This is a genomic window from Actinoplanes siamensis (assembly GCF_016862395.1).
GTDB lineage: Bacteria > Actinomycetota > Actinomycetes > Mycobacteriales > Micromonosporaceae > Actinoplanes > Actinoplanes siamensis.
In genome coordinates, this window is the sequence record NZ_BOMW01000045.1 from 60,704 (window position 1) to 74,722 (window position 14,019).

Below are 14,019 nucleotides of genomic sequence, written 5' to 3' on the forward strand. Positions count from 1 at the left end.
TTCATTCAGCCCGAGCCTTCTGGATGGCCGCGCGGCGGGCCAGCCGATGGTCACGGCGGATCAAAGCCTCCTTGAACCGGCGCCTGTCGTCCATGTCGTCCGGCAACACAGGAGGGACCGGACGGGGGTTGCCGGCCACATCGACAGCGACGAAGACCAGGTAGGCGGTGGCCACCCGGATCGGGTCGCCGACCGCGTCCCAGCGCTCCCCGGTCACCTTGACGCCGACCTCCATGGAGCTCGTGCCGGTCCAGTTCACCTGCGCGTACGCGTGCACCAGGTCGCCCACCCGGACCGGCTCCAGGAACACGATCTCGTCGATCGCCGCGGTGACCGCGGTCCCCCCGCTGTGCCGTGCCGCCGCCGCGCCGGCCACGTCGTCGACGAACTTCATCAGCACGCCGCCGTGCACCGTCCCGTACAGGTTCACGTCCACCGCAGTCATGATCTTGCTGAGCGTGACGCGGCTGTGCGCGGTCGGTCGCCCCGGGAGTTGTTCATCCATATCGGCACCCTACGACGCGTTTGGCGGGAGATTGCCGTCGCGAGGTACCGTGCCGGATCATGCGCCACCTCCGGTCGATCTTGTACGCCTTGGTCCTCGCTCCCGCCGTCTGGGTCCTCGCCGGCGTCGGCTTCACCCACGACCTGACCAGCCGCGGGCGGGACTTCTTCGCGGCCGAGTCGCTGAGCGGCCTGCTGCTGCTCCTCTTCGCCGGGATCCTCTACGCGATCATGACGTTCTCCCCGATCTCGCCGCTCGGCCCGGCCATCGCCGGCGCGGCGTTCCTCGGGGTGACGTACTGGGCGTGGAGCGCTCCGGAGTCGTACGCCGGGGTCTGGCCGGCGGACGTGGTGAAGGACGGCTTCGACCTGAGCCGGCCCGGCTACGGCCTGGCCGCGCTGCTCGCGGTGCCGCTGCTGGGCACGATGCTGAGCGCCCGCCGGTGGGCGCGCTACGAGCCGCCGGTGCTGCCGATCATCGGCGAGATCGGGCGCTTCCGCGGGTCGGCGAAGGTGGCCGGGGTCTCGGTGGCCGCCGCGGAGACCACGGTGCTGCGGACCGCGCAGACGCCGAGGCGGCCCGCGGACGCGACGGTCGCCATGCCGCCGGCCGCGCCCGCCGCTCCGGCGGCGCCTGCCACCTCCACCGTGCCCAGCACCTCCGCGGCGCCTGCCTCCTCCGCGGCGTCCACCGCTCCTGCGGCTTCGGAAGACGCGACCGTGGCGCTGCCCGCTACACCGAAGGCGAGCGCCGCGCCGGCTGCCGGCGAGAAGAAGCCGGCCTCCGCGCTCGGCGCCGTCTCGCAGGACACCACCACGCTGCTGCCGGTGACCCGAACCGACACCACGGCGCCGGCCGAATCGAATAAATCCGGTATTACCGCTAATTCGACTATTGCCGCGACGGACGAGAAGACCGTCTCCCAGCCGGCCGGCTCGGCCGGGGACGGCGACGGGCCGGTCGCCGTGACGCTCCCGGCGAAGAACCCGGACGACGAAGCGACAGAGGTGCTGCACGGCCTGGTCACCCCGCCCGGCGAGCAGGCCGAGGTGGCCAAGCTGCCCTGAGCCGGGCGGGGATCACCGACGGACCCCGCACGCCCAGCCGGCTCAGCGCGGCCGGCTGCCGGGGGTGTGCCTGGTGGAAGCGACGCTGCCGGAGACGCGCTTGTGGCGCGGCTCCGGCAGCGTTGCGGACGACCGCCCCTACTCGGTCAGCCGCAGGTAGTCCAGATTGAACCCACCCGTCTCACAGTAAACCGTGAGTGCCTGATCACCATCGGCCAGCGGGACCGGGACGTCCACCGATTGGTACGCCGCCCATCCCCCGGTGTCCGGAACCGACACCGTGCCGAGCACGGTGCCGGCGGCGTCCCGGACCGAGATCGCGCCGGTCGCGGGCGCTCCGCTGCCGTTGGCCACCCGCAGCTCCAGCCGGTGCGCGCCGGCCGGGACGTCGAAGCGGTAGGTCAGCCAGTTCCCGGCCGCGGTCCAGCCGATGTTGCGCCCGCCGCTGGCCGACGCGTTGCTCTCGACGAAGTTCGCGCCGCCCTCGGTCCAGCCGTGCTGGGCGGTGTACCCCTCGGCCTCCACGATCGCGCCGACCGGCGCCCCGTGCGGCAGGACAGTCACGTGCACCGTCGTCTCCGCGTGCGCCTTGCCGTCGGTGACCGAGACCGTCAGGTCCTGCGACCCGGGCACGACCGGGGACAGCGTGATCTCGCCGGTGTCCGCGTCGAGGCGGGCGCCGGCCGGCAGGTCGACGGCGTAGTAGGACAGCCTGTCGCGGTCCGGGTCGGTGGCCCGCAGCCGGACCCGGGTGGTGCCGTACTGGTCGGCGACCACATCGGGCACGCGGGCCAGGCGCGGGGCGTGGTTGTGGCGCGCGTCGGGCTTCCTGGCGGTCCACCGATAGGTGGCGTACGCCCGGGCCGGCACCGCGGACACGAACGAGCCGTCCCCGGCCACCACCCGCACGCTGGTCGCCGTCGCGTTGCTGTTGCCGAGCACCGCCACGTAGTCGTCCCCGTCGCGGAACACCACGCTGCTCACCCCGTGGTCGGCGGCGCCGGATCCGACGCGCACGTGCTCCGGCGTCAGGTACCTGGCGAACTGTCCGAGCGGGCCCAGCTCGTCCCGTACCGTGAAGGTCCGGGTGTCGGTGTCGACCTTGACGAGCCGATCGGGCCACTTGCTTGTCCGGGCCACCTCGTCCCAGTCCACGTCATTGTCGCGCTCGCCGGTCCAGTGCAGCGTGCCACCGTCCTGGTCGGTGGTCTGCGCCCAGAGCACGTAGCTGCTGGCGTCCAGCCGGAAGTAGGAGAGCACCGTCGACGGCGAGAGATCGCTGGTCTCGGTCATGTGCACCGGCTTGCCGGTCTGCCGGTAGGCGTCGCGCATCACCGCCGGGTCGCCCCAGTACGGGTGGAACGCGATCGCGTCGGCGGCCGCCGCGGCCTTCGGGTCGTTCAGGATCCGGTGGTAGTTCTTGGTGGCGGTGCTGTTCGGGTCGCGCCAGTCCCAGAAGTTGAAGTCGTGCACGTAGAGGTCGGTGCGCAGCCCGGCCGAGCGGAACTCCCGCTTGATCGCGACGGACAGCTTCTGCTGCTGCTCGACGCTGATGTCCATGGCCGGGTAGACGACGTCCATGCCGGGCTCGTTGAGCAGCGTGATCGCGTCGACCCGGATGCCGTGCCGGGCGTACGCCTGCAGGTACTTGACGTAGTACCGGGCGAACACGTCGATGCAGTCGTCGCGCAGCTTGCCGGCCTGGTAGTAGTCGGTCGTGCTGCCCGGCTTGAGGGCCACCTCGCCGAGGAACCTGTTGTTCGTCTTCATCCAGGCCGGCGCGCTCCACGCGGACGCGAAGAACGTGGCCTGCGGGTTGTACCGCTGGATCAGCTTGATCGTGTCGACGATGTGCAGGTCGATGTCGCGCTGGATGGAGAAGTGCCGGAGGTTCCAGTCCTCGGTCACGCCGGCGGGCAGCTCGTCGTAGGACCAGAACGGCAGGTGCTCGATCAGGTCGGGGCTGCCGATGGTGAGCCGGAACCGGTCCAGCCCGGCGCCGGTCCGCGGGTCCACCAGCAGGCGGATCGCGCGCTCACGCTCGGCCGGGGTCAGCTTCCACAGGTTGGAGACGCTGGTCTCGTCGATGGAAAAACCGACGCCCGCGTACTTCTGTTCGGTGCGGCTCGGATCGATCACGACCGTGGCGTCCGCGGTCTTGGCGGATCCGGTCAGGTGGGTCGGCGGCAGCGACTGCCACCGCGCGGCGCCCGATGAGTAGGTCCCGGTGACGGTCGGCGCGCTGTGCGACGGCGCGCCGATGATCGCGGCGGCCGCGGTGGCCACCGCGATCAACGGTTTCAGCAGCATCAGTTGAGCACCCATTTCTGGTTGGCGCCGGTGGTGCAGGTCCACACCTGCAGCCGGGCGCCATCCGCCGAGCTGTTGTCCTTCACATCCAGGCATTTGTTGGCGAAGGTGTTGACCAAGTGCTGGGTCGCGCTGTCGTACGTCCACTTCTGGGACGTGCCGGTGTGACAGTCCCAGAGGTGGGCGAGCGTGCCGTCGGCCGTGCTCGGCCCGGTGATGTCCAGGCACTTGCCGAGCGAGCGCAGCGTGCCGTCGGAGCCCCGGGCCCACTGCTGCGCGGTCGAGCCGTTGCAGGTGTAGAGCTGCGCCGCGGTGCCGTTGGCGGTGTTCGCGCCGGCCACGTCCACGCACTTGCCGCCGAGGCCGGTGATCGTGCCGCCGGAGGCCGGGGGCGGGGTGGTCGTGGTGCCGGACCAGGTGAAGGTGGCAGTGGTGCGGGCCGGCAGGGTGTAGGTGAACGACTGCCCGCCCCAGTTGACCCGGACCGACTGGCTGGACGTGCCGCCGTTGTGCGCGATCAGCGCCTTCGAGCCGTCCGGGTTCCTCCAGGCCACGTTGCGCACCGCGCTGCCGTCGTTGGAGTCGATGCGGACCGCGCCCGGCTTCACGAACTTGGTGAGGTGACCCATCGTGTAGTACTCGACGGTGTAGTCGACCTGGCCGGCCCGGGAGCCGCCCTCCTGCACCGTGATGAAGCCGGTGCAGGTGCCGCAGCCGCCGTTGTGCGGGCCCATGCTCTGGTTCACGCCGAGGCTCCACTTGACCACCGAGCTGCCCCAGTTCCGGGTGTAGTCGATGATGTTGTTCATGTCCTCGTTCTGCTGGTTGCCGATCCAGGTGCCGCCGGAGTGCTCGGTCTCGAACTGCTTCACCGAGGGGTACGTGTTGTGCACGTCGGTGCCGGTCGAGGGGCTGCCGGCGTAGCCGTGCCAGGCGATGCCGCCGAACGCCGGATCGTTGCGGATGCCGGCGTCGTTGAGGATGCCCGAGCCGAAGTTCGCGTAGTCGCCGTAGTTCCAGTCGTGCACCAGCACCTTGGTGTTCAGGTTGGCCGCGTGCAGCGCCGGGTAGACGAAGTTCTTGGTGAACTCGACCAGGCCGGACGGGTTCCAACTCATGCCCGGGTAGTCCATCGCGGCCGGATTGCCGGCCTGGCAGCAGTTCGGCTCGTTCTGCACCGACAGGTAGTCGACCGGCACGCCGGCCGCCTGGTAGCTCTGGATGTACTTGACCAGGTACTGGGCGTACGTGGGGTAGTTCTCCCACTTGAGCCAGCCCATCTGGTCCATCCGGCCGTTGTCCTTCATCCAGCCCGGCGCGCTCCACGGCACGCCCATCACGCGCAGGCCCGGGTTGAGCTGCTTGGCCTGCTGGGTGAGCAGGCGCACATTCGTGTCGTAGCCGTTGGCGCCGAAGTCCGACAGGTCGCAGCAGGTGTCGTCGAGCGAGACGTTGCCGGGCCGGGAGAGATCGGAGGCGCCGATCGGATTCCGTACGAACGACAGCCCGACGCCGTTCGTCGGGCTGAACAGCTTGGTCATCACCGCGTCCCGGGTGGCCGCGCTGACCGGGCCGCCGCGCAGCAGGTAGGCGGTGGTGTCGGTGATCGACGCGCCACCGCCCTCGAAGGTCTGGTAGGTGGCGCCCTCGTTGACGTTGATGGTCGTCGACGCGCTGCCGCCGGCCGGGCCGAACGCGATCGCGGCCTGCTGTTGCAGCCCGCGGGTGACGGTCCGGCCGCCGCCGTCCGAAGTGGTGGTCAGATAGACGTTCACCGTCTCGCCGGCGGCCAGCGCGGCAGTCGGCGCGTAGAGCGCGCCGGCGGCCAGCACCGCCGCGGCCATCAGAGATTTACGCATGGGGGACATGGACTGGCTCCCTTACCGCCGAAGGGGGATGGCGTAACAGGAAGGAAACCTTTGTCAAAAACGCCAGTCAATGAGTTACGGGTTCCGGATGCGTCGTTTCGGTTCCGGAACCGTGAAACACGTCAGCCGAGCGCCGGCGCGGGGCCCGTGGAGTCCCGGACCACCAGCTCGGTGCCGAGCTCCACGTGCAGCGCGTCGATCCGGTGCCCGCCCAGCATCCGCAGCAGCAGGTGCACCGCCATCCGCCCCATCTCGCCCAGCGGCTGCCGGACCGTGGTCAGCATCGGATCGCACGCCGACCCCAGGTCGATGTCGTCGAAGCCGGCCACCGACAGGTCGTGCGGCACCTTCAGGCCCCGCTCGGCGGCGGCCCGCAGCACGCCGACCGCCATCTTGTCGTTGAACGCCAGCAGCGCGGTCGGCCGGTCCGGCAGGTCGAGCAGGTCGGCGGCGGCGCGGTGGCCCAGCTCGGTGGTCGGCTCGGCGACGAACCGGGTCAGCTCGGGCGGCGGCAGCACCCCCGCGTCGGCCAGCGGCGCCAGGTAGCCATGGAAGCGGTTGTCGCTGGCCAGCCAGTCGCGCGGGCCGCCGATGATGCCGATCCGGCGGTGCCCCAGCTCGATCAGGTGCGCGGTCAGCGCGCGGGCGCCGGCGAAGTGCGCGGCGGAGACCGCGGCCACGTCGCGCGGCGGTGAGATGCGCGGGTCCACCAGCACGAACGGGAACCCGCGGTCGCGCAGCCGGATCAGGTCGGCGCCCGGCTCGGGCGGGAGGATCAGCACCGCGCCGGCCACGTCCCGGCGCTCCGGCAGGGTGGGCAGCACCCGGGCCTGCTGAGCGGCGGTGCCGGCGTTGAGGATCACGTGCAGGCCGTGCGGCTCCAGGGCCTCGGCGACCGCGGACACGATCAGCCCGAAGTAGTCGGTGAGCACGTACGGGCAGCGGACGAAGACGCCGGCGCCCTGGCCCCGGCTGCCGCGCCGGCGCGGGGCCCGGTCGCCCAGGTTGCCCATCGCGCGCAGCACCCGGTCCCGGGTGGCGGGGGCGACGTTGGCCCGGTCGTTGAGCACCCGGGACACGGTGGCGATGGACAGGCCGGTGTGGGCCGCGAGGTCACGAACGGTCACCCTTGTTTCATCGCCTTGTTTCACGTGTAAAGCATAGATCAGGATCGCTGCTTGCCCTACCGCGGGGCTACCGCCGTAGCCCCGCGGTACTACGGGCCGGATCCCGCCCCGGACCGACGCCCGCCACCAGGCCGCCCGCCTACCTTCGCCGCACCCGGAGGTGCCGGGTGCGGGGAGGCGTCGTGAGTCGGCTGTGGATCGTGTTGCTGTTGCTGGTGGTGGTGTGGCTTTTCGGGCCGACCCGGGCGAGCGTGGGCCAGCTGCCGGGCGTGGCGTCGTGGCGGGTCGATCCGCGGCATCTGCCGGATCCGGCCACCACCTCCCCGGCCGGGATCGCCTCGTACTTCGCGGGCCTCACCGCCGATCAGGCCCTCGCTCTGGCACGCGAGTACCCCGGGGTGGTCGGCAACCTGGACGGCGCGCCCCTGGCGCTGCGCTATGCCGTCAACGGTTTCGGCGGGCGCCAGATCATGGCGCTCGACCGGCGTGGCGACGGCCGGATCGTCGAGGTGCTCGGCGACCTGGCGGCCGCCGAGCGGGTGGTCGTGCTGATCCCCGGGGTGGACAACACGCTCGCCGATTTCGACACCGGGCTGGGCGGGGTCCGGCGGCGCGCGCCGGCCTGGCAGGCCCGCCAGCTCTTCCAGCGGGTGGGCGAGAAGGTAGCGGTGATCGCGTGGCTGGGCTACGACCCGCCCGAGGGGATACGCCGTGCCGCGCTGCGCGAGGATCGAGCCGCCGCCGGCGCCCTGGCCCTGCGCCGGTTCGTCGACGGCCTGGTGGTGGACCGGCCGGACCGGCGGATCGTGGTGGTCGGGCACAGCTACGGCTCGGTCGTCGCCGGGCGGGCCGCGGCGCGCCTGCCCGCGCAGGTCACCGACATCGTGGCGCTCGGCAGCCCGGGGCTGGGCGTCGCGACCCGCGCCCAGCTCGGCGGCGCCGCGCGGGTGTGGGCCGGCAGCGCGCCGGACGACTGGACCCGCAAGCTCCCGGCGATCCGGGTGTTCGGCCTCGGGCACGGCCGGTCGCCGGTCGACCCGCGGTTCGGCGCGCTGCCGCTGCCGGCCGGCGACGTCACCGGTCACGACGGCTACTTCCTGAGCGACACCTCCACGCTTGCCGCCATCGCCCAGCTCGCGACCAGCCGCGACGGGGAGATCCCGCGCGGCGCCTCGGCGATGACCTCGACCGCCGGCAGCTGGATCAGCAGCCGCAGCCCCTCGTCCCCGGGCAACGCCATCGTCTCGTAGGCGGGGCGCAACGAACCCGCCCGCGAGACACCCCTGGCGGCTGGGCGGGAGAGGTCCCTCCGGGTGCCTGGGACATCCCCCGGGCCGGCGGCTAGCGCGACTTTCGCTGGCGGGCGGCCTCGTAGAGGACGATGGAACCGGCCGCGGCGGCGTTCAGCGAGCTCGCCGCGCCGGTCATCGGGATGCGCAGGATCCGGTCGCAGGCGGCCCGCCAGGCGCCGCTCAAGCCCCGGGTCTCGTTCCCGACGACGATCACCTTGGGACCTGTCAGGTCGTGGTCGGCCAGGTCCACCTCGCCTGCCTCGTCGCTGCCGAGGATCTCCACCGGCAGGCCGCCGCGGCGCAGCGTGATCACCTCGTCGACCACCTCGCGGTGGCTGGCCACCTGGACGACCGGCAGGGCGAACAGCGAGCCGGTGCTGGCCCGCACCGCCTTCGGGTCGTACGGATCGGCGGCGTGACCGGTGACCACCAGTCCGGAGGCGCCGAACGCGTCGGCCGAGCGGATCAGGGCGCCGACGTTGGCCGGCGTGGTGGGACGGTCGAAGACCAGCGTGAGCATCCGCGGCCCGGCCGGGATGCGGGACAGGTCGTCGGCGGGCATGCCGACCACGGCCAGCAACTCCGGGGACTCCTCGTCCTTGCCGCCCAGTTCGCGCATCAGCTCGGCGTCGACCGCGAACCGGGCCGCGCCGGGCGCGCGGTCCAGCATCTCCCGGCTCCACCCGGAGAGCCGGCGGTGGTCGTCGACCAGCAGGGCGTGCACCGGCCAGCCGTGCTCCAGCGCCAGCGTGATCGGGCGTACGCCCTGGACCAGGAACTCCCCCGCGCGGTGGCGCTTGGTGCGGTTGGTGAGCAGCGCCTGCCACTGCTGGAAGGTCGCGTTCCGGGTGCTGATCCGCAGTGTCCTGGACATTCCCACTATCCAAGCAGCCACGGGACACGGGCGCCGCTTCGGGTATCGTCCCGGCCGTCGTGGCGCTGCTCCTGAGCCGCCACGGCGGGGCCTGATCCGACGACCGGCTCCCCGCCCGGCCGATCTCCGGCCGCTCCCACCAGGCGGTGATCAGGGTGAACAGCCAGTCCGGCAAGGGTGGCGTGGCGCCGCCGTACCTCCCGGTCGGTGTCTAGCATTCAACGGGCCGTCGGACGGGGAAGGATCGCAATTGCGGACGATCTGGCCGGATCAGGGACTCGACGTCGCCGCGCTGCTGCGTGGCGGATGGCGGCCGACCGCGTTCCGGGACGTGGTGCTGAAGGTGCACCAGAGGTGCAACCTCGCCTGCGACTACTGCTACGTCTACACGATGGCCGACCAGTCCTGGCGGCGGCGGCCGAGGGTGATGGACCGGCGGACCTGGCGCAGCGCAGCCGCCCGGACGGCCCGGCACGCCGACGCCCACGACCTGGCCGAGATGCGGCTGGTGCTGCACGGCGGCGAGCCGCTGCTGGCCGGCCCCGGGCGGCTGGACGAGCTGATCGGCGACTTCCGGGCGGCGTTCCCGGCGGGGCGGCGGCTCGACGTGCGGATGCAGACCAACGGCACGCTGATCGACGAGGCCGCCGTGGAGCTCTTCCGCGCGCACGACGTCCGGGTGGGCGTGAGCCTGGACGGCGCGGCCGAGGCCAACGACCGGCGGCGGCGGCGCGCCGACGGGCGGGGAAGCTCCGCGGACGTGGACCGCGGGCTGCGGCTGCTGCCCGCGGCGAACTTCGCCGGGCTGCTCTGCACGATCGACCCGGACACCGATCCGGTCGCCTGCTACGAGGCGCTGCTGAGCCACCGGCCGCCGGCGATCGACCTGCTGCTACCGCACGCGAACTGGGACACCCCACCGGACCGGCCGTTCGCGGACTGGCTGATCGCGGTCTTCGACAGGTGGTACGACGCGCCCCGCCAGGAGACCTCGATCCGGCTCTTCGAGGACGTGATGGCGCTGCTGCTGGGCGGCGCGGGGCGGTCGGAGCAGGTCGGGCTGAGCCCGGTGGCGGTGGTCGTGGTGGAGACCGACGGGGCGATCGAGCTGGCCGACTCGTTGAAGTCGGCGTTTCCGGGCGCGTGCGCGACCGGCCGGACCGTCCTCGCGGACGAGTTCGACGCGGTGCTGCGGCATCCCGGGGTGGTGGCCCGGCAGATCGGCGCGGGCGCGCTGGGCGACTCCTGCCTCGCCTGCCCGCTGCACCGGGTCTGCGGCGGCGGGCACTACGCGCACCGATACCGCTCCGGTGACGGTTTCCGCAACCCCTCGGTCTACTGCGCGGACCTGGCTCGGCTGATCCGGCACGTGCACCGGCGGATGTCCGCCGATCTCAAGGGGCGCTGAGGGCACGTTCGTTGCCCGCGCGTACCGCTTCGGTGCCCGCCGCACCGCCCGGATCCGGGTTACCGTCGGGCGGACGGACGCGGCGTGAGCCTCCCGCAGACGGTCGCACCGCGCCCGCGCCCGCGACGGCCGCCGGACGGGACCCGGCGTGAGGGATTGGGGGCACGGTGAGAAGCAGCCGGCAACCGGCCGAGAGACGCGCGGAGACGGCACCGGCGGCCGCGCCGCCGAAGCACGCCGCGGCGGGCGCCCTGGACCTCCCCACCCTGCAGCGGATGGTCGGCAACCGCGCGGTCGGCGAACTGCTGGCCGCCCGCAGCCACGACGCCGGCTGCGGGGACGGCTGCGGGCACGGCGGTTCCCCGGGCGCCGGGGACCTGGTGGCCACCGCGCTGCGGGGCGCCGGGCGGCCGCTGGAGGCGCCGTTCCAGCGGGAAATGGAGTCGGCGTTCGGGTCGGACCTCTCCGGTGTCCGGGAGTTCCGCGGGGCCGCCGCCGAACGGGCCGCCGCGGCGGTCGAGGCGAAGGCGTTCACGATCGGCGACTCCATCGTGTACGGAGCCGGCAGCCCGTCCACCGAGACCCGGATCCACGAGCTCACCCACGTGGTGAAACCGATCACCACGGCCGGCGGCGCGGTCGGCGGAGTGAACGTCACCGACCCGGACGGCGCCGGCGAGCGCGAGGCCGAGGCGAACGCCAAGCGGATCGCCGCTGGCGGGTCGAGCATGGTGACCGGAGCCTGACTGCAATCATCCTATGGTGACGATTGTCGATGGACTGGCCACGGTTCTGCGACGCCACCGGGTCGCGGCCGGCCTCACCCAGGAAGAACTCGCCGACCTCGCCGGGGTCGCGGTCCGCACGGTCCGCAACCTCGAACTCGGCAAGGTCGCCCGGCCACGGCGGCCGACGCTGGACCTGATCGCCGACCGTCTCTCGCTGAGCGCCGCGGAGCGCGCCCGGCTGCTCGACGCGGGCCGCCCGTCCAGCGCGCCACCGGTCTCGTTGCCGGCCGCCCTGCCCGACTTCGTCGGCCGCCGCGCGCACTTGCGCCGGATCACCGAGCTCGCCGACGCGGCCGGGCCGCGCACGGTCGTGGTGGCCGGCCCGCCCGGCGTCGGCAAGACCAGCCTGGTCGTGCAGGCCGGGCACGAGCTGGCGCCGCGGTTCCCGGCCGGGGTGCTCTACGTGGCGCTGCGCGGGATGGACGACGAGCCGGTCACCATCGCCGACGCACTCGGCCAGTTGCTCACCGCGCTCGGATACGGGCGGCTGCCGGAGACCGCGGAGGGCCGGCTGACCGCGTACCGGACGGTCACCAACCGGGGCCGCGGGCTACTGGTGCTCGACAACGCGCGGGACGAGGCGCAGGTCCGGCCGCTGCTGCCGGCCGGTGGGCGCTGGCTCACGCTGGTGTCCAGCCGCAGCCGGCTGGGCGGGCTCTCCGCGGCCGAGCGAATCACGCTGGACGTACTCACCGACACGGAGTCGCAGCGGCTGCTCACCGGCGCGGTCGGCGCGGCCCGGATCGGCATGGAGCCGTGGGCCGCCGCCGAGCTGGGCCGGCTCTGCGGCGGGCTGCCGCTGGCGCTGCGGGTGGCGGCGAACCGGCTGGTCATCCGGCCGGAGTGGACGGTGCGGTCGCTGGCCGACCGGCTCCGCGACGAACGGCACCGGCTCGATCGGCTGCACGTGGGCGACCTCGGGGTGCGCAGCGCGTTCGAGGTGTCGTACCGGCAGCTGGACGAGCCGGCCCGGCGGGTGCTGCGGCGGCTGTCGGTGGCGCCGCTGCCGGCGTACTCCCCGGAGCTGGTCGCGGCGCTCGCCGAGACCGACGAGGCGACCGCCGAGGAGATCCTGGAGACCCTGGCCGACGCGGGGCTCGCCGAGCCGGCCCGGGCCGGCGACGGGTACCGGCTGCACGACCTGCTGGCGCTCTTCGCCCGCGACCGGGCGGACGCCGAGGACCACCCGGCGGAACAGCTCGCGGCCCGCGACCGGCTCGCCACGCACCTGCTGCGACGCTGCTCGGCGGCCGGTTCCTGGCTGGAGCCGGAGCAGCCGTGTTCCGCGGACACCGGCTTCAGCGGGCCGCACGACGCGCTGGCCTGGCTGGACCGCAAGCAGATCGCGCTCTGGTGGGCGGTCCGGCACACCGCGGCGCAGGGCCGGCACACCGAGGTGCTGACCGCGGCGCGCGACCTCTACTGGTACTCCGAGCGGCGGCACGCGGCCCTGCCCTGGCCGGAGTTCTTCGGACTGGCGGTGGACGCGGCACGGGCGCTGCGGGACCGGCGGGCGCGGGCCACGCAGGAGAACAACCTGGGCTGGGCGTTGCGCGTGACCCGGGGCCGGCCGGCCGACGCCGAGCCGCACCACCGCGAGGCGCTGCGTCTCGGGCGGGCGGCCGGCGATCCGTCCAGCGTCGGCTGGGCGCTGCGATACCTGGCCGCGGTGCTGGCCGCGCGCGGCGACACCGGCGGCGCCCTGGCGCACCTGGCCGAGGCCGAGCGGATCTTCGCCACGACCGGCGAGCGGCTGGCCGGCGTGGTGGTGGCCCGGGCACAGGCCGAGGTGCTGCGCTCGCGCGGCGAGCTGCAGGCAGCGCAGGACGTGCTGGAGACGGCCCTGGAGCGCTGGCACACCGGGGTCGCCGAACGGCTGCCGGGCGTCGCGATCCGCGGTTACCTGCGGACCCAGCTGGGGATGGTGCAGGCCGACCGGGGCCAGCCGGACGAGGCGATGACGACCCTGGCGGCGGCGGTCGCCGACTTCGCGGCCGGGGACGACGTGGGGCACACCGGGGAGGCGTACCTCTCGATGGCGGCGATCGCGCTGGAGCGCCACGCGCGCAAGGACGCCGAGGCCTGCCTGGATCGCGCCGCCGAGATCTTCCTCGCCTCGGACGTGCAGCACGACCGGCTGGCCGAGGTCGGGCGGCTGCGCCGGTCGTTACGCCGGCAGGACGCCCGCGCCGGCTAGGAAGTGCCGGGTCAGATCGGCCTTGTTGCCGGCGTCCAGCTTGGCGCGGATCCGGTTGACGTACGAATTGACTGTCGCCTCGGAGACGCCCAGCCGCCGGGCCGCCTGGGCGTGGGTGAACCCGTGCGCGATCAGCGCCAGCGTCTCGCTCTCCCGCCGGCCCAGGGACGCGCCGGCCGCCGACTCCGCCCGCAGCCGCGCCGACAGCTCCCGGCTCAGATAACCGCCGCCGGCCCGGGCCACGCCAACCGCGATCCGCATCTCGTCGGCGTCCGCCGAGTAGCTCACCACCGAGCGCACACCGGCCCGCAGCGCCACCCGCGCGGACACCGTCGCGGTCCCCGGCACCACCGCCACCGCCGGATGCCGGCTGCCCAGCGCCCGCATCACCGCGGCCGGCTGCCCGGCCGTCAGCACCACGTCCGGCGTGCCGGCCACCGCGCCGGCCGACTCGACGAGCACACACCGGCGCACGTCGTCCTCGATCTCCCGGACCAGCCGGCGCACCCCACGTCGCGCCTGCGGGTCGGACACCACCGCGTAGACCTCCACCGCGCCTCCCCATCCCCAGGTGAAAGCCAAC

Annotated in this window: 12 protein-coding genes; 6 read left to right on the plus strand and 6 right to left on the minus strand. The window is 73.3% G+C overall.

The window, feature by feature from the left end; translation table 11 throughout:
• Position 1: 1 nt before the first annotated feature.
• Entirely contained in the window at positions 2-505 is a 504-nt protein-coding gene (locus Asi03nite_RS23390; RefSeq protein WP_203682579.1) for an acyl-CoA thioesterase, read from the minus strand.
• Between the two features lie 59 nt (positions 506-564).
• Between Asi03nite_RS23390 and Asi03nite_RS23395 the strand changes: the two genes are divergently transcribed.
• Positions 565-1,572 carry a hypothetical protein gene (locus tag Asi03nite_RS23395; RefSeq protein ID WP_203682580.1) on the plus strand — a complete coding sequence of 336 codons (1,008 nt, stop codon included), beginning with the start codon at positions 565-567 and terminating at the stop codon, positions 1,570-1,572.
• Positions 1,573-1,710: 138 nt separating this feature from the next.
• Here the strand turns inward: Asi03nite_RS23395 and Asi03nite_RS23400 are convergent, their stop codons facing one another.
• From Asi03nite_RS23400 to Asi03nite_RS23410, 3 genes are all read right to left on the minus strand, one after another.
• Positions 1,711-3,882: a carbohydrate-binding protein gene (locus Asi03nite_RS23400; protein ID WP_203682581.1), complete on the minus strand. Its 2,172-nt coding sequence runs from the start codon at positions 3,880-3,882 to the stop codon at positions 1,711-1,713.
• Entirely contained in the window at positions 3,882-5,741 is a 1,860-nt protein-coding gene (locus Asi03nite_RS23405) for a ricin-type beta-trefoil lectin domain protein (protein ID WP_203682582.1), read from the minus strand. The genes Asi03nite_RS23400 and Asi03nite_RS23405 overlap by 1 nt, the downstream gene beginning before the upstream one ends.
• 131 nt (positions 5,742-5,872) lie before the next feature.
• Positions 5,873-6,877, minus strand: coding sequence for a LacI family DNA-binding transcriptional regulator (locus Asi03nite_RS23410; protein WP_239102874.1), 1,005 nt, complete (start codon positions 6,875-6,877; stop codon positions 5,873-5,875).
• 182 nt (positions 6,878-7,059) lie between these two features.
• On the opposite strand from Asi03nite_RS23410, the gene Asi03nite_RS23415 reads away from it, so the two are divergent.
• A complete protein-coding gene (locus tag Asi03nite_RS23415) occupies positions 7,060-8,127 on the plus strand; it encodes an alpha/beta hydrolase (RefSeq protein WP_203682584.1) in 1,068 nt (355 codons plus the stop codon).
• A 91-nt stretch (positions 8,128-8,218) separates the two neighbouring features.
• On the opposite strand, the gene Asi03nite_RS23420 is transcribed toward Asi03nite_RS23415, so the two are convergent.
• Complete coding sequence (locus Asi03nite_RS23420; RefSeq protein WP_203682585.1) at positions 8,219-9,043, minus strand: TrmH family RNA methyltransferase; 825 nt, start codon at positions 9,041-9,043, stop codon at positions 8,219-8,221.
• A 122-nt stretch (positions 9,044-9,165) separates the two neighbouring features.
• On the opposite strand from Asi03nite_RS23420, the gene Asi03nite_RS38955 reads away from it, so the two are divergent.
• From Asi03nite_RS38955 to Asi03nite_RS23435, 4 genes are all read left to right on the plus strand, one after another.
• Positions 9,166-9,258 carry a hypothetical protein gene (locus Asi03nite_RS38955; protein WP_373872153.1) on the plus strand — a complete coding sequence of 31 codons (93 nt, stop codon included), beginning with the start codon at positions 9,166-9,168 and terminating at the stop codon, positions 9,256-9,258.
• 35 nt (positions 9,259-9,293) lie between these two features.
• Positions 9,294-10,451, plus strand: a complete 1,158-nt coding sequence (locus Asi03nite_RS23425; RefSeq protein ID WP_239102875.1) for an FxsB family cyclophane-forming radical SAM/SPASM peptide maturase — start codon at positions 9,294-9,296, stop codon at positions 10,449-10,451.
• 167 nt (positions 10,452-10,618) lie between these two features.
• Positions 10,619-11,197: an eCIS core domain-containing protein gene (locus Asi03nite_RS23430; protein ID WP_203682586.1), complete on the plus strand. Its 579-nt coding sequence runs from the start codon at positions 10,619-10,621 to the stop codon at positions 11,195-11,197.
• A gap of 16 nt (positions 11,198-11,213) precedes the next feature.
• Positions 11,214-13,436, plus strand: a complete 2,223-nt coding sequence (locus tag Asi03nite_RS23435; RefSeq protein WP_203682587.1) for an ATP-binding protein — start codon at positions 11,214-11,216, stop codon at positions 13,434-13,436.
• Here the strand turns inward: Asi03nite_RS23435 and Asi03nite_RS23440 are convergent.
• Positions 13,407-13,988 carry a LuxR family transcriptional regulator gene (locus Asi03nite_RS23440; protein WP_203682588.1) on the minus strand — a complete coding sequence of 194 codons (582 nt, stop codon included), beginning with the start codon at positions 13,986-13,988 and terminating at the stop codon, positions 13,407-13,409. The genes Asi03nite_RS23435 and Asi03nite_RS23440 overlap by 30 nt on opposite strands.
• Positions 13,989-14,019: the final 31 nt, after the last annotated feature.

What these genes read in the sequence shown, in the direction of transcription:
- Asi03nite_RS23400 (WP_203682581.1), bottom strand. Translation starts at nt 3,882, where the DNA reads ATGCTGCTGAAACCGTTGATCGCGGTGGCCACCGCGGCCGCCGCGATC.
- Asi03nite_RS23390 (WP_203682579.1), bottom strand. Translation starts at nt 505, where the DNA reads ATGGATGAACAACTCCCGGGGCGACCGACCGCGCACAGCCGCGTCACG.
- Asi03nite_RS23405 (WP_203682582.1), bottom strand. Translation starts at nt 5,741, where the DNA reads ATGCGTAAATCTCTGATGGCCGCGGCGGTGCTGGCCGCCGGCGCGCTC.
- Asi03nite_RS23420 (WP_203682585.1), bottom strand. Translation starts at nt 9,043, where the DNA reads ATGTCCAGGACACTGCGGATCAGCACCCGGAACGCGACCTTCCAGCAG.
- Asi03nite_RS23395 (WP_203682580.1), top strand. Translation starts at nt 565, where the DNA reads ATGCGCCACCTCCGGTCGATCTTGTACGCCTTGGTCCTCGCTCCCGCC.